The sequence below is a fragment of the Agrobacterium sp. a22-2 genome (assembly GCF_012276985.1).
Taxonomy (GTDB): domain Bacteria; phylum Pseudomonadota; class Alphaproteobacteria; order Rhizobiales; family Rhizobiaceae; genus Allorhizobium.
Genome location: NZ_JAAXMM010000002.1, coordinates 124,227 through 141,489, shown reverse-complemented (window position 1 = coordinate 141,489; position 17,263 = coordinate 124,227). Strand labels below are relative to the sequence as shown.

Here is a 17,263-nt window from a genome sequence, read left to right as displayed (position 1 = left end):
ATTGACGAGGCGGCGGATAGGTCAACCGACTTACCTCGATCGAGCCCTGCCGGCCCGCATACTTGCTACGTCACGTCGCGACTATAGCGCGAAAAGCCGCTCAGGTAAGGCCTCCGCGCTTAAAATCTTGACCCTTCATTCTTGAAAATAGGTCAACTTATCTGACCTATTTTCAAAATCTCTATGCCAGAAAGCTTAAACGCTTGCAAGACCCGACTCCGAAAAATACGGCCGGAAGACGCAGCAAGATTACGATAAATCGCAAAATCGCGACATCTTCTTTCGCTGACCGGCTAAAAGCTTTGCGGTTTGTGCTTGCTGGGCCGATGCGACACGCCTTGCCGCCGCAGCGATTGAACGGCAGCCGAAAATGCTTAAAGCTGGCGCCGTCCCTTTGCCGCCATCATCTCAGTCAGGATTCCGTTCATGTTCTTCTCCTCAGACAACTGGGCCGGCGCCCATCCCTTGATTGCCGAAAGTCTCGTCAAGGAAGCCTCCGGCTATGCCGCGGCCTACGGCACCAGCGACCTCGACAAGCGTATCGAAGCCCGCTTCAACGAGATCTTCCAGCGCGAGGTAGCCGTCTATTTCGTCGGCACCGGCACGGCCGCCAATTCGCTGGCACTGGCCAGCATCGCCAAGCCCGGCGGCGTCACCTTTTGCCACTCGGAAGCCCATGTCACGGCTGACGAGTGCGGTGCACCGGAGTTCCTGACTGGCGCCTGCCGGCTGTTTCCGGTCGAAGGCCCAAATGGCAAGCTGGAGCCCGAGGGCCTGAAGGCCGCCATCGGCCGTTATCCGCCGGGCGCCGTGCACCAGGGCCGGCCGATGGCGATAACCCTGACCCAGGCAACCGAGGTCGGCACGGTCTACAGTCTCGCAGAAATCGAGGCGATCGGCACGGTTGCCCGCGACGCCAACCTGCCGCTGCACATGGACGGCGCCCGTTTCGCCAATGCCATCGTCGCCCTGCAGACCACGGCTGCCGACATGACCTGGAAGCGCGGCGTCGACATCCTGTCCTTCGGCGGCACCAAGAACGGCTGCTGGTGCGCCGAGGCGATCATCTTCATGAAGCCCGAAATGGCCACCGAAATGCCCTTCATCCGCAAGCGCTCGGCGCAGCTCTTCTCCAAGACCCGATTCATCTCGGCGCAACTCGAGGCCTATTTCGAGGGCGGCTTGTGGCTCGACCTGGCCCGTCACGCCAATGACATGGCGGATCGGCTGCGCAGCGGCATCAGGGCCGCCGGTAAGAGCCGCCTGGCCTGGGACACCCAGTCCAACGAGGTCTTTGCCGTATTGACCAAGGACGCCGCAGCCGATGCGCAAGGCAAGGGCGCCAAGTTCTACGACTGGCCGGTGCCGCGCGAAACCCCTGACCTGCTCGACGAAAACGAGATCCTGATCCGTCTGGTGACAAGCTTTGCCACCACGCCGGACGAGGTCGATCGCTTCGTCGCAGTCTTGTAACGCCGGCCTAAAACACAAAAAGGCGGCTCCCGTTTCGGAAGCCGCCTTCGAGACCTGAAGAACTGACGTTTAGTTGACGTGAGCCTCGATCGACTTCGGCGCTGCATCCAGCGGTTCTGCTGCAATCGCGATACGGCGCGGCTTCATGGCCTCGGGAATATTGCGCAGAAGATCGATGTGCAGCAGGCCGTTTTTCAGCGATGCGTTCTGCACTTCGACATGATCGGCCAGCTGGAAGCGCCGCTCGAAAGCGCGCTTGGCGATGCCGCGATAGAGGAACTCGGTCAGTTCCGGCTTGTCTTCCTCGATCTTTTCACCCTTCACGGTCAGCACATGGGCATGCGCCTCGATGCTGAGTTCGCGCTCATCGAAGCCGGCAACGGCCATGGTGATACGGTAGGTGTTTTCACCGGTCCGCTCGATATTGTAGGGCGGATAGGCCGGTGCCTGTTCAGGCTGGCCGAGGCTGTCGAGCATGGTGAAAAGCCGGTCGAAGCCGACCGTAGAACGGTAGAGTGGGGAGAAATCAACGTGACGCATGGATGCCCTCCTTAAGAAGCGACGTTTGCGGTTTTGATGTCCGATACCCTGTCGAGGCGTGACCGGACGGTGTCTTGCGGCCCTTTCGGCGTCCGCTTCCAGAAAAATGGGAATTGCCGTTTTGAGATTCAAGAGCCTGCTAATGCTGATGAATTGCAGATGAACGACCGGTTCGGCTGGCGTTCAGCCAGGCGCAGCTAGAACAACGATCGTCGAAGGGAAAAACTTCGATGGCTGAAGACACACCGTCCCTTCATCTTCAGTGGCTCTGGAGCCGGAGTCGCGCAAAGGTTTTGACCTCCAAGCGACCCCGGCTTTCTTTTTGTTGTTCGACCATGCTGCGTCCGCTCTTGCGCTTTGCTATGCTGCACCAAGATCAACCCAAGCAAGCCGGCGCACTCATGGACCCAGTTCTCCACGAAACTCCAGGAAATCCGATCCCGGCCAATCACATCGCCGGCTATTTCGAAGGTCACGGCGGCGTCCGGCTGCGTTATGCCGTGTTTCGCGCCAAAGACAGCATTGCCAAGGGCACCGTCGTGCTGCTGCATGGCCGCAACGAGTATATCGAGAAGTATTTCGAAACGATCCGCGAGCTGAATGCCCAGGGGCTATGGGTGGCCACCTTCGATCTGCGCGGCCAGGGCCTGTCTGAGCGCCTGCTGAAGGATGTCCGCCATGGCCATGTCCGCCGTTTTGCCGATTACGAGCGCGATCTCGACATTTTCCTGGAAAAGATCGTCCTGCCGGACACGCGCCTGCCGTTTTTCCTGCTGGCCCATTCGACCGGCGGGCTGATCGCGCTGTCGAGCGCGCCGCGGCTGGCCAACCGCATCGACCGCATGGTGCTGTCGGCGCCCTTCGTCGGGCTGGGCGGGCAGAAACTCTCGCCGCGCAAGATCTTCGCACTGTCGATGCTGGCAACCTTGGCAGGCCTTGGCGGCCGACCGTTGTCGGGCGATCCGTCCAACCGGCCGTTTGCCGGCAATCCGCTGACCTCCGACCCCGTTCGCTTCCAGCGCAATGCCGCCGCGGTTGCAGCTGTGCCGGGACTAAGCGTCGGCGCCCCGACGGCCCGATGGCTCTACGAAGCGCAGAAGGTCATCCGCCGCATCAGCGATCCGCAGCATCTGATGAAGATCACCATACCGACCGTGCTGATCGCCCCGATGCGCGACGGGGTGGTGCCCTATATCGACCAGGAGCGGATGGCCCAGCAGTTCCGCGCCGCCCAGCTTGTCGCCATTCCCGGCGCCCGCCACGAAATCCTGCAGGAAAGCGACCGCTATCGTGCTCAGGCGATGGCCGCCATCGCGGCCTTCATCCCCGGCAGCGATCCGGATGTGGCGCTCGAGGCAAGCGAGTCAGGCGAGGCAAGTGCTGCCTGATCCTGGCAGGACCCGTTCGTCAGCAAGACCCGTCAGGCCAGCAGTGCCAAGGCCTGCTCGTGCACGGCCCTGGATCCGGCCGCAACGATACGTCCGCCGGCTTCCGGCCGTCCGCCGTCCCAGGTGGTGATGATGCCGCCCGCCTGCTCGATAAGCGGGATCAGCGCGCCGACGTCGTAGGGCTTCAGGGAGGTCTCGATGACGAGATCGACATGGCCCGCCGCCAGCAGCGCATAGGCATAACAATCGATGCCGTAGCGGAACAGCCGGACCTTGTCCTCGATCGTCTGGTAACGCGATAACTCGTCACCGATGAAGATATGCGGCGAGGTTGTGAAGAGAATGGCATCCTCCAACCCGGCGCAGTCCCGCGTGCGAATCTGCCGCTCGCCATCCGGTCCGCGATACCAGGCGTTTTCGCCATCGGCATAATAGCGCTCGCCGGTGAACGGCTGGTCCATCATGCCCATCGTGGCCCGGCCGAGGTGCTGGAAGCCGATCAGCGTGCCCCACATCGGCACGCCCGAGATGAAGGCGCGGGTGCCATCGATCGGATCGATCACCCAGACAGAATCGCGGTCGATGCCGATATTCTCATGCTCTTCGCCGAGGATGCCGTGATCGGGGAATTCCGCCTCGATCAGCGCCCGGATCGCCGTTTCCGCGGCACGGTCGCCCTCGGTCACCGGGTCATAGCCGCCGGCCAGCTTGTTGACGACATCCAGCCGCGAACGAAAGCGCGGCAGGGTCTCGGCCTTTGCCGCAGCGGCAAGGCGATCAAAAAAAGCACGGTCGGGAAGCATGGGGACCATCCGGTAAAGAGAAGCCTAGGGAGGGGATTTCTAGCCGTCTTCTCAAGGCTTTGCAAATGGCCGGCGAAACCGTCACCTGCCGAATATCTGCACAATCTTTCATCGTGCCTAAAAAATGACAGCACCGTCTCTTGACAATTGTGCAGCGCAATAATATTCTCAATTTACAGTCTTCTGACTGTAAATACCCTCCTTGGGTGTTTCCTCCCTAGACTTAGCCGCGCCCATGGCGCGGTTTTTTTTGGTCGAATGTCAGGGAAAACGGCCCGCCGGGCAAATTCGGACCGGATGGCCTATTCCGCCGCCAGCGCCGTATCGCCGGTCATATCGGCGGCAAACTCCGCCATGGCGCCGATGAAGGTGGCAATCGCCGAGGTCAGCAGGCGGAAATCGGGCCGCTTCTGCAAGGTGGTCTCGTCCACATAGAGCGAACGGTTGATCTCGATCTGCAATGCATGCAGGCCGCGCACCGGCCGGCCGTAGTGCTCGGTGATGAAACCGCCGGCATAGGGCTTGTTGCGCACGGCGCAGAAGCCGAGATTTTCGAGGATATGCAGAGCCGCCATCGACAGATCGGCAGACGCGCTGGTGCCGTAGCGATCGCCGATGATGAAATCGGGACGAAGGCTGCTGCCGGAAACCCGGATATTGCCGGGCATGGAATGGCAATCGATCAAAACGGCCAGGCCAAAGCGCGTATGGGTGCGCGCCATCAGCCGCCGCAGGCAGGCATGATAGGGCTTGTAGACCGTATCGATGCGCGCCATCGCCTGCTCGACCGTCATCCGGCCCGCATAGATGTCCATGTTTTCGGCAACGATGCGTGGAATGGTGCCGAGCCCCCCTGCCACCCGGATCGAACTGGAATTGACAAAGGACGGCAGCGGCCCGCTGAACATCTTCGGATCCAGCTCATAGGGTTCGCGGTTCACATCGATGAAGGCCCGGGGAAAATGCGCCTGCAGCAGCGGTGCACCGAAATCCGGCGCGGCGGAAAACAGCTCATCGACATAATGATCCTCGGACCGCCGGATCGCCATATGGTCGAGACGCGAACTTTCCAGGAAGGCGGGCGGATAATGCCGGCCGCTATGGGGCGAGTTGTAAACGAAGGGAATGGTTTGCGTTTCCGGCTCGCGCACCTCGAACAGATCAAAATCGTCCGCCAACCGGTCCATTCCGCCTCTTTTTACCAAATCACCAACTTGTTTGCCTCGGCATGTTGCCAGTTGGACAGATCGAAGTCCATACTAAGGACAAGGCGGACAGGGACGCTCCTTTGAAATTCACCGGATGTTTACTCGGATTGCGTTAAAGAGGAGGGCCGGAAAGCCTTTCATTCCCCTTTTGTGAGTAACGGTCCCTCAATGATTCAGAAAATCCTTCTCGCCGAAGACGATAACGACATGCGCCGGTTCCTGGTCAAGGCATTGGAAAAGGCGGGTTACAAGGTTTCGTCCTTCGACAATGGCGCAAGCGCCTATGACCGTCTGCGCGAGGAACCCTTCTCGCTGCTCCTGACCGACATCGTCATGCCGGAAATGGACGGCATCGAGCTGGCGCGCCGCGCCACGGAACTCGATCCCGACCTGAAAGTGATGTTTATCACTGGCTTTGCCGCCGTGGCCCTCAATGCCGATTCGAAGGCTCCCAAGGACGCCAAGGTGTTGTCCAAGCCTTTCCACCTTCGCGATCTGGTCGACGAAGTGAACAAACTCCTTGCGGCGTAAGGGTCTGTAAAAAACTCTTCACAAAACCGAAAATGCCTATTGACGGGCCTAACGGTTTTGTGGTCTTAAGCCGCCATCGGATGGGCGTATAGCTCAGCGGGAGAGCACTACGTTGACATCGTAGGGGTCACAGGTTCAATCCCTGTTACGCCCACCATCCAGTTTCAGATCAAAGGCTTGGCGAGAGATCGCCGAGCCTTTTTCTTTGCGGGAAATGGGATCAGCTACCCCGCCTTTGCCCCCACCACCGTCACCTCGTCCCCGACATAGACAATAAGATAGCCGCCGCTCGGTGCGGACTCTGCGGCCCATTGCTGCAACTGGCTGGCATAGGGCTCGGTCTTCCAGATGTGGGGATGGGCCGGATCGACCAGCACGGTGATCTGCGGTCCCTGGGTATAGACCATCATGTGGCAGCGGGCCGGCTCCCAGGCTTCATTCATGTCGGCGTCTGTCATCCAGTGACAGAAGAAGTCGCGGCAGGTGGCGGGCCGCTCATCATAGGCCAGACAGCCCCTGCCCGGCTGGCAATGGCGGCACACACTATTGGCCGGCTTATCGAACACGTCGATCTCCGGCAGGATGCAGCACAGCGAACACGTGCCGCAGGACCGGCCGTCAACAATGTCTTCCGCCACGCTCATGGCCCCTCGCCTCCTTGGCTCTGGCGCGCTAGATAGCAGGCCGGTGCCGCAAGACCAAGCCATGCTGTGCCACGTCGCCGGCACTCCGACGCAACATGGCCACCCCAGGAGGAGAACCCCATGACCAAACGGATCGTCTTTACCGGCGGCAGCGGCAAGGCCGGGCGCCATGTCGTGCCCTATCTTCTGGACAAGGGCCATACGGTCTTCAACCTCGATCTGGTGCCGCTCGATCATCCTGGCGTCAATACGCTGCAGACCGACCTCACCGACAGCGGCCAGGTGTTCAACGCGCTGTCCATGCATTTCGATTTCGCAGGCCTTGAAACCGGCAAGGGGCCGGCCAAGGTCGATGCGGTCGTGCACTTCGCCGCCGTGCCGCGCATTCTGCTGCGCCCCGACAACACCACCTTCCAGGCCAATGTCACCTCCACCTACAATGTCATCGAGGCGGCGGTGAAGCTGGGTATCAAGAAGATCATCATCGCCTCCAGCGAGACGACCTATGGCGTCTGCTTTGCCGAGGGCGACAAGGACTATCACCAGTTTCCTCTGGACGAGGACTACGATGTCGACCCGATGGACAGCTACGGCCTATCCAAGGTGGTCAACGAGAAGACCGCCCGCGCCTTTGCCATGCGCTCCGGCGCCGACATCTATGCGCTGCGCATCGGCAATGTCATCGAGCCGCATGAATACGATCGCTTTCCGGCCTTCATGGCCGATCCGCCATCGCGCAAGCGCAATGCCTGGAGCTATATCGACGCCCGCGATCTCGGCCAGATCGTCCATCTCTGCGTCGAGAAGGACGGGCTGGGCTTTCAGGTGTTCAATGCTGTCAACGACACCATCACCGCCCATGAGCCGACGGCCGAATTCCTGCAAAAATGGGCGCCCGGCACGCCACTGACGCGGCCCCTCGAAGGCCACGAGGCACCGCTCTCCAACGCCAAGATCCGCAAGGTCCTCGGTTTCAAGGAAGAGCACAACTGGCGGCGTTATGTGGGCTGAGACCAGGCAGCAGCCGCATCAAACGCCGGGACCAAAGACAAGCGTCACCGCAGGGCGACAGCCCGCCTTGCGGCCGCGACGGCATCGCGGATGACCGGCGACAGGATCGCGATGATCTCGGCAAGCTCCTCGTCGCTGGCATTGTAGGCCGGCGCCAGGATGACGGTGTCGCCATTCGTTCCGTCGACATTGCCGGTCGAGGGATAGCAGATCAGCCCAGCCTCGAAGGCCCGCCGGCCGATATCCGCATGCAGGCTGGCATAGGCCGGGAATGGCGTCTTCGTTAGCGGATCGGCGACCAGCTCCAGGCCGATAAAGAAGCCGCGGCCGCGAATGTCGCCCACCTCCGGCACGTCGGCAAAGGCGGTTCGCAGCGCCTGCCTGAAGGTTTCGCCGCGCGACAGGACGCTCTCCAGAAGCCTGTCGCGAGCGATGATCTTCTGCACGGCCACGCCGGCCGCACAGGACGAGGTATGACCGGTAAACGTATGCCCGGTCATCGCCCCGCCATGGGCATCGACCAGCACGGCATGGATCGCCGCACTGTAGAGCGCAGCCCCCAGCGGCTGGTAGCCGCCGGCAAGCCCCTTGGCGATGCTCATGATATCCGGCACCACGCCGTCCTGCTCTAGCGCCCGGAAGGTCCCCGTCCGGCCCGAGCCGCACATCACCTCGTCGCCGATCAAGAGCACGCCGTGGCAGCGGCAGACGGCGGCCACCGCGGCCGCATAACCCTCCGGCGCCGGCACCACGCCACCGGCCGCCCCGACCACCGGCTCGAAGATGAAGGCCGCGACATTCTGCGCGCCGATCGTCAGGATCTGCGCTTCCAGCTCATCGGCCAGGTGCGCTGCCAGTTGATGACCTTCGACGCCGTGCGGCAGGCGGTAGGCATTGGCGCTGGAGACAAAGGACACGTCCAGCAGGCTGCCCTCGAACGCCTCGCGCCGCGCCTTGAAATCGGAGACCGACAGCGCGCCGAGCGTATTGCCATGCCAGGAGCGACGCCGCGAAATGAACCGGCGGCGGCTCTTTTCGCCGCGCGCCGTGTGATATTGCAGGGCGATCTTCAGGCAGGATTCCACCGCCTCGGATCCGCTGCCGACATAGACCATATGCGGGAAATGGCCGCCGGCATTGGCGTTGACGATCTCCGTCAACTCTTCCATCGCATCCGAGGTGAAGAGATAGCGATACCCATGGGCGACCCGGTCGAGCTGCGCCTTGATGGCATCGTTGACCTCGGGATGGGCGTGGCCCAGGCAATAGACCGCCGGACCGCCCGAACCGTCGAGATAGCGTTTTCCGTCACTGTCATAGAGATAGCTGCCCTGACCATAGGCGATCTTCGGCAGTGCCCTGACGCCATAGGTCCCGCTGCCGCCCACCGTTGCCCTGCTGTTCATGCGCAGCACTCCTCGATCCCATCCGTCATCAATGCGAATGGGCCATGGATTTGACTGCGGCGCAAGCCAGGCAATGGCACGCTGTCACTCCATCCTCATTCCGCCGGGCCGATCGTCAGCGTGATCGGCTGCAGCCCGTCGATCTCGCCGCGGATGACGTCGCCGGGCAACACCGGGCCGACGCCGGCTGGCGTGCCGGTATAGATCAGATCGCCCGGCACCAGATGATAGAATTGCGAGAGATGGCTGATCAGTTCGGCCACCGACCAGACGAGATCGCTCAGATGAGCGTCCTGCTTGATCTCGTCGCCCACCGAAAGCGTAATCCGCTGCGGCCCGATCGGCGCAAAATCGGTGACCTTGGTGATTTCGGCAATCGGTGCCGAATTCTCGAAGGCCTTGCCGAGCGACCACGGCCGCTGCTTGGCGCGCTGGGCCAGTTGCAGGTCGCGGCGCGTCATGTCGAGCCCGGCGGCATAGCCGAAGATCGCCTTCGGCGCATCCTCGACGCTGACCCGGAAGGCCGGCGCGCCGATCGCCACCACCAATTCCATCTCGTAGTGAAAATTGGACGTGCCCGGCGGATAGGCGATAGTGCTGCCGGTCGGCACGATCGCCGAGGCGGGCTTGGTAAAATAGAACGGTGCCTCGCGATCGACCTCGTAGCCCATCTCGGCGGCATGTTCGGCATAATTGCGCCCGACGCAGAAAATGCGATGCACGGGATAACCGGCCGTTTCGCCCTTCACCGGAACCAGCGGGATGGCCGGGATATTGAATAGTGCGCTCATAGGACTGTCTGCTCCTCGTTCCAAACCGGTATTTCCCCGCAAGGGAGTATGCTGCATATAGATCAGGAATGCCGGTGCGCCACCAGTCTGGCAACGGTCGAATCCTGCCAGAACCCACACGGAAAGCCGAGCCTCGCCCGTTGGAGTTCCCGATAGCCGCGCGTTATCGTCCCCCACCCTTTTTAATGGGTAGAAATAGCAGTAGTCTGCGGCAGGCGACGCTGGGGGGAAGCTGACATTCATGCTGGAAATATACGAAATGCCGGGCCATCTGATCCGCCGGCTCAATCAAGTGGCGGTTTCCCTGTTCGTCGAGGAAACGGCGAAGAAGGGATACGACCTCACGCCGGTGCAGTACGCTGCTTTAAGCGCCATCGGGGCAACGCCCGGCCTCGACCAAGCGACCCTGTCCAGTCATATCGCCTATGACCGCGTGACCATCGGCGGCGTGGTGGATCGGCTCGAGCAAAAGGAACTGGTCCGTCGCGAGACCAATCCGAAGGACCGCCGCGCCCGCGAACTTTTCCTCACAGACAAGGGCCAGGACACCGTCGAGAGCATCCGCCCCGTAGTTTGGGACATGCAGGCCCTGCTGCTCGGCGGTCTCGACCCGGCGGAACGCAGCCAGTTCGTGCAACTGCTGAAAAAGGCTGTCGAGGCAAGCAACGATCTGAGCCGCGCGCCATTGCGTTTCCCGTAAGGGCTGAGAGAGATACCGAACAATGGGCGACGGGCATTACGGAACCAGAACCGCAGCGCCCTGAAAGCGACCGGCCCGCAGATCGTCCAGTGCGTCGTTGGCGCGCTCGAGCGGATAGACCGTGGTGGTGGTCTTCACGCCGGCCTTCGGCGCCAGGTCGAGAAACTCGACCGCATCGGCCCGCGTCAGGTTGGCAACAGACACGACCCGCCGCTCTCCCCACAGGATACGGTAGGGAAAGGCCGGGATATCGGACATATGGATGCCGCCACACACCACCGTGCCGCCTTTGGCAACGGCTTTCAGCGCAGCCGGCACGAGGTCGCCGACCGGCGCAAACAGGATGGCAGCGTCGAGCGGCACGGGCGGCGCCTCTTGCGATCCGCCGGCCCAGGCGGCACCGAGGGAGATCGCCATCGCCTGCGCGCCGGCATCGCCGTCGCGGGTGAAGGCATAGACCTCGCGGCCCTGAAACCGGCAGACCTGAGCGATGATATGAGCCGCGGCACCGAAGCCATAAATACCGATGCGCCGGCCGTCGCCCGCCATTTTCAGCGATCGCCAGCCGATCAGACCGGCGCACATCAACGGCGCGGCGGCAACGGGATCCTCAAAGCCGGCAAGCGGAAAGGCAAAATCGGCATGTGCCACCACGTGGCTGGCAAAGCCGCCATCCCGCGTGTAGCCGGTAAAGCCCGGCTCGTCGCACAGGTTCTCCCGACCGCTCAGGCAGTAGGAGCAACAGCCGCAGGCATGGCCGAGCCAGGGGATGCCGACCCGCACACCAGGCGACAGGTTGGTGACCCCAGGCCCGAGGCTCTCGACCATGCCGACGATTTCGTGTCCGGGTACAAGTGGTAGCTGAGGGTCCGGCAGATCGCCGTCGACCACATGCAGATCGGTGCGGCAAACGGCACAGGCTTCGATCCGCACCCGAATCGCGCCGGGGCCAGCCACCGGCAAAGGCCGCCTCTCCAGTTGCAGCGGCTCGCCGACCCGGCGAAGCACCATGGCTCTCATCGGTTTCAGGTCATCACGCATCTTCTTGTCCATCCTCTATGCGAATGCGGCATAGTGAGCCGCCATCACGAAAACGCAACAGAATAGGGGCTATTAAAGACAAGGTTGGTCGACGCACTGTTGCTGCTCCAAACATCAACAAAGGTGATAGCTTCCTGCTGCAAAGTTAACCGGCATATATTGACGTGTCTCATACCGATAATCCGCCGATGATCTTCAAGAATTGTCGAATAATAGAACCTTTGGCCTTGATCGGTCGAGGGTTGCTGCATCCGCCCCGATATCGATATTTACCAATGACCGATGGCAGGCTTGGACTATGGCATAAAAAATGCAACAACCGGCCCATTGAGAGCGTTAGGGCCAGCACAGCACGCGCCATCGCGCCTGCCGGCTGCGGGTCCAGACCCTTGTGACACGTTTGGCTCCATGCCGTCTGCACGGCGCTTTGCACGACCGACAACCGAAAGGGAAAGTAGGAAATGACCGATAAAATCGTACCCGTCATCATGGCCGGCGGCAAAGGAACCCGGCTTTGGCCCCTTTCCCGGGCGACGGCTGCCAAGCAGTTCATCAAGTTTCTGGGCGACAAGACGCTTTTTCAAGATACGCTGGCACGGGTCAGCGATGCCAAAAGCTATGAGCCGCCGCTGGTCGTGACCAACGAGGAATTCCGCTTTCTGGTGGCCGAGCAGGCTCGCGAACTCGGCATAACCCTGTCGGGCATCGTGCTGGAGCCGGTGGCCCGCAATACCGCTGCCGCCGTAGCGGTCGCCGCCCTTGCCGTCAGCGAGCGATTCGGCGAAGACGCCATCCTGCAGATCTTGCCGTCCGACCATGCCATCGCTGTCGATGCCGCCTATCTGGACTGCGTTCGCACCGCCCATGACGCCGCCAAGGCCGGCAAGCTGGTGACCTTCGGCATCACGCCGACCGAACCCGCGACCGGCTACGGCTACATCGAAATGGGCAAGGCCCTCACCGCCGGCGCGTATGCCGTCAGCCGCTTTGTTGAAAAGCCGGATCTCGAAAACGCAAAGAAAATGCTGGAGGCCGGCAATTTCTACTGGAACTCCGGCATGTTCGTCTTCTCGGCCAGGCAGATCATCGCCGAGATGAACTCCTATGCGCCCGAAGTCGTCGCCGCCGCGACCGAAGCAGTCAAAAAGTCGGTGAAGGATCTTGATTTCTCCCGTCTCGACGAAGCATCCTTCGCCAAGAGCCCGAGCATTTCCATCGACTACGCCGTCATGGAAAAGACGCCGAATGCCGCCGTCGTGCCGGCGCCCATCACCTGGTCGGATCTTGGCAGCTGGGATGCCGTCTGGAAACTTGGCGAAGCCGATGAAAACGGCAATGTCGTCACCGGCAAGGCCACCGTCAGCAACACGCGCAATTCGCTTGTCATGTCGCGCACCAGCCATCTGGCCGTTCAGGGCATGGACGGCATTGCCGTGATCGCCAGCGAAGATGCCGTCTATGTCGGCCGGCTCGACGAGAGCCAGGATGTCGGCAAGCTCGTGCAGCTGCTGGCCTCCGACAAGGCGACCGCACCGCTGACCGAGACCCATCCGACGTCTCTGCGGCCCTGGGGCGGCTATACCTCGATCCTCAACGGCGACCGCTTCCAGGTGAAGCGCCTGTTCGTGCATCCCGGCAAGAAGCTTTCCCTGCAAAAGCATCACCACCGCTCCGAACACTGGATCTGCGTGCGCGGCACCGCCGAAGTGACGGTCGGTGACAAGGAAACCATCCTGCATGAAAACCAGTCGATCTACATTCCGCAGGGCGCCGTGCATCGGCTCGGCAACCCGGGCAAAATCCTGCTCGAACTGATCGAGATCCAGACCGGCTCCTATCTCGGCGAAGACGATATCATCCGCCTGGTCGACGAATTCGGCCGCAACTGATCATCTGGCCCAGCGCCCGGGATACCGCATCATGAAGACCCGCGAAGCCTTGCTTCGCGGGTCTTTTTTCTTAATTACGACTTGCCAATTTCACACGATTCCGATAATGAATGACCGGTCAGTCATAATTGGAATCAAGTGCATGACCGAGAAATCGAGACGCCGACGGGATCCGCAGGAGCGACGCGCCGAAATCCTCGCCGCCGCACTGAACCTGTTTTCCGAACGCGGTTTTGCCGCCACGAGGATCGAGGACGTCGCCGCCCGGGCCGGCATCGCCAAGGGAACCGTCTACCTGCATTTTCCCGACAAGGAGGCGTTGTTCACATCGCTGGCCTCCGGCATGGCCTCGCCGATATTGGCTCGGATGGAAGTGCTGGCGGCAAACGACGCCATGTCGTCACGCGCCATGGTGGCCGGCCTTTACGAACTGGTGCAGACCGAAATTCTCGGCACCGAGCGGCGGCATATGCTGCGCCTGCTGCTGGCCGAGGGCCAGCTCTTTCCCGTCGTCACCGAATTCTACCATCGCAACGTCATGACGGTCGGCCTGCGGATCCTGCGCGCCGTGCTGGAGCGCGCCGCCAAACGCGGAGAATTGCGCAGCGCCAAGGTCGCAGCCGTCCCGCAGGTGGTGTTCGCCCCGGTGCTGCTGTCCATCATCTGGAGCACGCTGTTCGAGCCCTATGAGCATCTGGACAGCCGCGGCCTGTTCGAGGCCTTTCTCGACACTCTCTTCCTGCCTCCCCAAGGAGATGCATCATGAAGCGCATTGCCCTCCTGCTGCTGGTCATCGGCGCCGCACTTGTCGCCTTGCCGCTCTATTTCGAAAATGGCGCCAAGCGTCCCTATCAGGGCTGGGTCGAGGCAGACCTGCTGTTCATAGGCCCGGAAACCGCCGGCCGCCTCACATCCGTCACCGTCGCGGAAGGCGACCCGGTCGAAAGCGGCGCGCCGATCTTCGGCCAAGACGATACGACAGCCAAGGCGGCGGTGGCGGCAAGGACGGCCAACCTGGCCGCTCTTCAGGCGCAATATCAGCAGGCGGTCATCGCCCAGAAACGACCCGAGGAAATCACCATCCTTCAGGCGTCCGAGCGGCAGGCCGAAGCCGAACTGGCCCTTGCCGTGCAGGATCTGCAGCGGGCACGGGCGCTGGCCGATGCCGGAACGGTGACCCGCGCCAATCTGGACGCGGCCGTGGCCACAGAGGCCGCCAACCGGGCAGCGCTCGACAATATCCGCGGTCAGATCGTGCTGGCCCGGCTACCCTCCCGCGACGAGGCTATCAAGCAGATGGAGGAGACGGTCGCCGTCGCCAGGGCCGAACTGGATGAAGCCAAGGACACGCTGGCGCGCCTTTCCGTAACGGCACCGGCCACCGGCACCGTCCAGACGGTCTATTACAAGGCCGGAGAGGTCGTGCCGGCCGGTCGGCCGGTCATAGCACTGCTCTCACCCGACGCCATCCGCATCCGCTTCTTCGTCGCCGAGACCGACATGGCCGGCATAGAACGGGGCCGGCAGGTGCGCGTCACCTGCGACGGCTGTCCGTCGACCACGGCAAGGATCAGCTTCATCTCGACCAGCGTCGAATATACGCCGCCGGAAATCTACAGCCTTGAGGAGCGTGCCAAGCTGGTCTACCGCGTCGAGGCGGTACCGGAAAACCCACAAGCCATGAAACCCGGCCTTCCGGTGGACGTCACCCTTGCCGCATCGGACCCACGGTGATGACACCCTCTTTGTCTCCGCCTGCTGCCGAACTGGTGATCGACGTTAAAGATCTCACCAAGAGCTTCAACGGACGCATCGTCGTCGACAGCCTGTCCCTCAGCGTCCGAAAAGGCAGCATCCATGGCTTTCTCGGTCCCAACGGCTCGGGCAAGACGACGACGATCCGCATGCTCTGCGGCCTGTTGACCCCGGATTCCGGCAGCGGCACCTGCCTTGGCTACGATATCCTGACCCAGTCGGACAGCATCCGCCGCCGGGTGGGCTACATGACCCAGAAATTCTCGCTCTATCAGGATCTGTCGATCCGAGAGAATCTGGAATTCGTGGCCCGCGTCTACAATCTTCCCGCACCCCGGCAGAAAGCGACGGCTGCCATCGAGAGGCTCGGCCTCGGCGGCCGGGAGAACCAGCTTGCCGGCAATCTGTCGGGCGGCTGGAAGCAGCGGCTGGCGCTGGGCGCCTGCATCCTGCCGGAGCCGGACCTGCTGCTGCTGGATGAGCCGACGGCCGGCGTCGATCCCAAGGCGCGCCGGGAATTCTGGAGCGAGATCCACGCCCTTGCCGCCGACGGTCTCTCGGTGCTGGTCTCCACCCATTACATGGACGAAGCCGAGCGCTGCCACGAAATCGCCTACATGGCCTATGGCAAGCTGCTGGTGCGCGGCACCGTCGAGGAGGTCATCGCCTCGACGGGCCTGCACACCTGGACCGTATCTGGTGCCGGTGTGCACAAGCTGCAGGCCGATCTGGAAAAGCGTCGCGGCATCGATATGGTCGCGCCCTTCGGCACCAGCCTGCATGTCTGCGGCCGCGACGATGCCCTGCTGCTCGACGCCATCGCCCCGTTCCGCAGCCGGCAGGATCTCGTGTGGACGCCAAGCGCGCCGACGCTGGAAGACACGTTCATCGAACTGATGAACCGCTCGAAGGATAATTTCCAATGACGGCGGCCCGCAACGATAACGGCAATGGTTTCCTGCGCCGGTTCTGGGCGATGACCGTCAAGGAATTCATCCAGATGACCCGCGACCGCATCACCCTTGCCACCATGGTGATGATCCCGGTCATGCAGCTGTTTCTGTTCGGCTTTGCCATCAACACCACCCCGCACAACCTGCCGACGGCGGTCCTGATGCGGGAAAACAGCGATATCGGCCGCTCGATCCTGGCAGCGCTCAAGAACACCGATTTCTTCGACATCCGCGCCGTGCTGACAAGGGCCGAGGACATGGATCGCATGCTGGAATCCGGCAGCGCGCTCTTCGTCGTCGAGATCCCGGCAGGCTTCGAGCGTGCGGTGCGACGCGGCGACAATCCTTCCCTGCTGGTCGCCGCCGATGCGACCGATCCGGTGGCCGCGAGTTCGGCGCTCGGCGCCCTGTCCGGCATCATTTCCACCGCCCTCGAACACGACCGCCACATCACGATTGCAGAAGCGAGCAAGCCGCCCTTCACCATCGTCCAGCACCGCCGCTACAATCCGGCAGGCTCCTCGACGCTCAACATCGTGCCCGGCCTGCTCGGGACGATCCTCACCATGACGCTGCTGATCTTCACGGCCTTGTCCGTGACCCGTGAGGTGGAACGCGGCACCATGGAAAACCTGCTCTCCATGCCGATCAAGCCGATCGAGATCATGCTCGGCAAGATCGCACCCTATGTGATGATCGGCCTGTTGCAGGCGATGATCATCATTGCCGCCGGCTATTTCGTCTTTCGCGTGCCTATTCTCGGCAATCCGGCGGCGCTTGCGGCCATAACGGCGCTGTTCGTCGTCTCCAACCTGTCGATCGGCTACACCTTCTCGACGATCGCCGCCAACCAGTTGCAGGCCGTGCAGATGGCGATGATGTTCTTCCTGCCGAACATCCTGTTGTCCGGTTTCATGTTTCCCTTTGCCGGAATGCCGGCATGGGCCCGAGGGATCGGCGAGGCACTGCCGTTGACCCATTATATCCGCATCGTGCGCGCTATCATGCTCAAGGGCGCCTCAATCGAGGTGCTGGCTTACGACACGGCTATGCTGGTGCTGCTGACCATGGTCGCCATGGCCATTGCGGTCAAACGGTTCCGCCGCACGCTGGACTGAGAAAGACCGGCT

At 62.0% G+C, this 17,263-nt stretch carries 17 protein-coding genes and 1 tRNA gene; 11 read left to right on the top strand and 7 right to left on the bottom strand.

The genetic code is table 11. The annotated features are described in order from the left end of the window. Positions 1-426 precede the first annotated feature (426 nt). Entirely contained in the window at positions 427-1,473 is a 1,047-nt protein-coding gene (locus HFC70_RS03895) for a low specificity L-threonine aldolase (protein WP_168471898.1), read from the top strand. Positions 1,474-1,542: 69 nt separating this feature from the next. Here the strand turns inward: HFC70_RS03895 and HFC70_RS03890 are convergent, their stop codons facing one another. Further along, a complete protein-coding gene (locus HFC70_RS03890) occupies positions 1,543-2,013 on the bottom strand; it encodes an Hsp20 family protein (RefSeq protein ID WP_168471897.1) in 471 nt (156 codons plus the stop codon). A 401-nt stretch (positions 2,014-2,414) separates the two neighbouring features. Between HFC70_RS03890 and HFC70_RS03885 the strand changes: the two genes are divergently transcribed. After that, positions 2,415-3,401: an alpha/beta fold hydrolase gene (locus tag HFC70_RS03885; RefSeq protein ID WP_168471896.1), complete on the top strand. Its 987-nt coding sequence runs from the start codon at positions 2,415-2,417 to the stop codon at positions 3,399-3,401. A 32-nt stretch (positions 3,402-3,433) separates the two neighbouring features. On the opposite strand, the gene hisN is transcribed toward HFC70_RS03885, so the two are convergent. Beyond that, positions 3,434-4,204, bottom strand: a complete 771-nt coding sequence (gene hisN, locus HFC70_RS03880) for a histidinol-phosphatase (RefSeq protein ID WP_168471895.1) — start codon at positions 4,202-4,204, stop codon at positions 3,434-3,436. A gap of 302 nt (positions 4,205-4,506) precedes the next feature. Beyond that, positions 4,507-5,391, bottom strand: a complete 885-nt coding sequence (locus HFC70_RS03875; protein ID WP_168471894.1) for an N-formylglutamate amidohydrolase — start codon at positions 5,389-5,391, stop codon at positions 4,507-4,509. Between the two features lie 189 nt (positions 5,392-5,580). Between HFC70_RS03875 and cpdR1 the strand changes: the two genes are divergently transcribed. Both cpdR1 and HFC70_RS03865 read left to right on the top strand, forming a co-directional pair. Beyond that, positions 5,581-5,943, top strand: a complete 363-nt coding sequence (cpdR1, locus tag HFC70_RS03870; RefSeq protein ID WP_084363150.1) for a response regulator CpdR1 — start codon at positions 5,581-5,583, stop codon at positions 5,941-5,943. 82 nt (positions 5,944-6,025) lie between these two features. Beyond that, positions 6,026-6,100 (top strand) — tRNA-Val (locus HFC70_RS03865). A 67-nt stretch (positions 6,101-6,167) separates the two neighbouring features. Here the strand turns inward: HFC70_RS03865 and HFC70_RS03860 are convergent. Further along, positions 6,168-6,587, bottom strand: coding sequence for a hypothetical protein (locus tag HFC70_RS03860; RefSeq protein WP_168471893.1), 420 nt, complete (start codon positions 6,585-6,587; stop codon positions 6,168-6,170). Positions 6,588-6,707: 120 nt separating this feature from the next. Here HFC70_RS03860 and HFC70_RS03855 point away from each other — a divergent pair, with 120 nt between their 5' ends. After that, positions 6,708-7,598: an NAD(P)-dependent oxidoreductase gene (locus tag HFC70_RS03855; protein ID WP_168471892.1), complete on the top strand. Its 891-nt coding sequence runs from the start codon at positions 6,708-6,710 to the stop codon at positions 7,596-7,598. A gap of 44 nt (positions 7,599-7,642) precedes the next feature. Here HFC70_RS03855 and HFC70_RS03850 read toward each other — a convergent pair whose 3' ends face one another. Together HFC70_RS03850 and HFC70_RS03845 are read right to left on the bottom strand one after the other, a co-directional pair. Continuing rightward, positions 7,643-9,004 carry an aspartate aminotransferase family protein gene (locus tag HFC70_RS03850; RefSeq protein WP_168471891.1) on the bottom strand — a complete coding sequence of 454 codons (1,362 nt, stop codon included), beginning with the start codon at positions 9,002-9,004 and terminating at the stop codon, positions 7,643-7,645. A 95-nt stretch (positions 9,005-9,099) separates the two neighbouring features. Further along, positions 9,100-9,795, bottom strand: coding sequence for a fumarylacetoacetate hydrolase family protein (locus tag HFC70_RS03845; protein WP_168471890.1), 696 nt, complete (start codon positions 9,793-9,795; stop codon positions 9,100-9,102). Positions 9,796-10,054: 259 nt separating this feature from the next. Between HFC70_RS03845 and HFC70_RS03840 the strand changes: the two genes are divergently transcribed. After that, complete coding sequence (locus HFC70_RS03840) at positions 10,055-10,495, top strand: MarR family winged helix-turn-helix transcriptional regulator (RefSeq protein WP_246735642.1); 441 nt, start codon at positions 10,055-10,057, stop codon at positions 10,493-10,495. Between the two features lie 36 nt (positions 10,496-10,531). Here the strand turns inward: HFC70_RS03840 and HFC70_RS03835 are convergent, their stop codons facing one another. Next, positions 10,532-11,515, bottom strand: coding sequence for a zinc-dependent alcohol dehydrogenase family protein (locus HFC70_RS03835; RefSeq protein WP_168472193.1), 984 nt, complete (start codon positions 11,513-11,515; stop codon positions 10,532-10,534). A 482-nt stretch (positions 11,516-11,997) separates the two neighbouring features. On the opposite strand from HFC70_RS03835, the gene HFC70_RS03830 reads away from it, so the two are divergent. The 5 genes from HFC70_RS03830 to HFC70_RS03810 all read left to right on the top strand — a co-directional run bounded on the left by HFC70_RS03830 (position 11,998) and on the right by HFC70_RS03810 (position 17,251). Continuing rightward, positions 11,998-13,425: a mannose-1-phosphate guanylyltransferase/mannose-6-phosphate isomerase gene (locus HFC70_RS03830; protein WP_168471888.1), complete on the top strand. Its 1,428-nt coding sequence runs from the start codon at positions 11,998-12,000 to the stop codon at positions 13,423-13,425. A gap of 142 nt (positions 13,426-13,567) precedes the next feature. After that, entirely contained in the window at positions 13,568-14,191 is a 624-nt protein-coding gene (locus HFC70_RS03825) for a TetR/AcrR family transcriptional regulator (RefSeq protein ID WP_168471887.1), read from the top strand. Beyond that, positions 14,188-15,159, top strand: a complete 972-nt coding sequence (locus HFC70_RS03820; RefSeq protein ID WP_168471886.1) for an HlyD family secretion protein — start codon at positions 14,188-14,190, stop codon at positions 15,157-15,159. Before HFC70_RS03825 ends, HFC70_RS03820 begins: the two co-directional genes overlap by 4 nt. Then, positions 15,159-16,106 carry an ABC transporter ATP-binding protein gene (locus HFC70_RS03815; RefSeq protein WP_168471885.1) on the top strand — a complete coding sequence of 316 codons (948 nt, stop codon included), beginning with the start codon at positions 15,159-15,161 and terminating at the stop codon, positions 16,104-16,106. Before HFC70_RS03820 ends, HFC70_RS03815 begins: the two co-directional genes overlap by 1 nt. Next, positions 16,103-17,251 carry an ABC transporter permease gene (locus HFC70_RS03810; protein ID WP_168471884.1) on the top strand — a complete coding sequence of 383 codons (1,149 nt, stop codon included), beginning with the start codon at positions 16,103-16,105 and terminating at the stop codon, positions 17,249-17,251. The genes HFC70_RS03815 and HFC70_RS03810 overlap by 4 nt, the downstream gene beginning before the upstream one ends. Positions 17,252-17,263: the final 12 nt, after the last annotated feature.

Excerpts from the sequence above, each read along its gene's own strand:
- HFC70_RS03855 (WP_168471892.1), top strand. The coding sequence starts at position 6,708 with ATGACCAAACGGATCGTCTTTACCGGCGGCAGCGGCAAGGCCGGGCGC.
- HFC70_RS03875 (WP_168471894.1), bottom strand. The coding sequence starts at position 5,391 with ATGGACCGGTTGGCGGACGATTTTGATCTGTTCGAGGTGCGCGAGCCG.
- HFC70_RS03815 (WP_168471885.1), top strand. The coding sequence starts at position 15,159 with ATGACACCCTCTTTGTCTCCGCCTGCTGCCGAACTGGTGATCGACGTT.
- hisN (WP_168471895.1), bottom strand. The coding sequence starts at position 4,204 with ATGCTTCCCGACCGTGCTTTTTTTGATCGCCTTGCCGCTGCGGCAAAG.
- HFC70_RS03820 (WP_168471886.1), top strand. The coding sequence starts at position 14,188 with ATGAAGCGCATTGCCCTCCTGCTGCTGGTCATCGGCGCCGCACTTGTC.
- HFC70_RS03850 (WP_168471891.1), bottom strand. The coding sequence starts at position 9,004 with ATGAACAGCAGGGCAACGGTGGGCGGCAGCGGGACCTATGGCGTCAGG.
- HFC70_RS03810 (WP_168471884.1), top strand. The coding sequence starts at position 16,103 with ATGACGGCGGCCCGCAACGATAACGGCAATGGTTTCCTGCGCCGGTTC.
- cpdR1 (WP_084363150.1), top strand. The coding sequence starts at position 5,581 with ATGATTCAGAAAATCCTTCTCGCCGAAGACGATAACGACATGCGCCGG.
- HFC70_RS03885 (WP_168471896.1), top strand. The coding sequence starts at position 2,415 with ATGGACCCAGTTCTCCACGAAACTCCAGGAAATCCGATCCCGGCCAAT.
- HFC70_RS03840 (WP_246735642.1), top strand. The coding sequence starts at position 10,055 with ATGCCGGGCCATCTGATCCGCCGGCTCAATCAAGTGGCGGTTTCCCTG.
- HFC70_RS03845 (WP_168471890.1), bottom strand. The coding sequence starts at position 9,795 with ATGAGCGCACTATTCAATATCCCGGCCATCCCGCTGGTTCCGGTGAAG.
- HFC70_RS03830 (WP_168471888.1), top strand. The coding sequence starts at position 11,998 with ATGACCGATAAAATCGTACCCGTCATCATGGCCGGCGGCAAAGGAACC.
- HFC70_RS03835 (WP_168472193.1), bottom strand. The coding sequence starts at position 11,515 with ATGAGAGCCATGGTGCTTCGCCGGGTCGGCGAGCCGCTGCAACTGGAG.
- HFC70_RS03895 (WP_168471898.1), top strand. The coding sequence starts at position 427 with ATGTTCTTCTCCTCAGACAACTGGGCCGGCGCCCATCCCTTGATTGCC.
- HFC70_RS03890 (WP_168471897.1), bottom strand. The coding sequence starts at position 2,013 with ATGCGTCACGTTGATTTCTCCCCACTCTACCGTTCTACGGTCGGCTTC.
- HFC70_RS03860 (WP_168471893.1), bottom strand. The coding sequence starts at position 6,587 with ATGAGCGTGGCGGAAGACATTGTTGACGGCCGGTCCTGCGGCACGTGT.
- HFC70_RS03825 (WP_168471887.1), top strand. The coding sequence starts at position 13,568 with ATGACCGAGAAATCGAGACGCCGACGGGATCCGCAGGAGCGACGCGCC.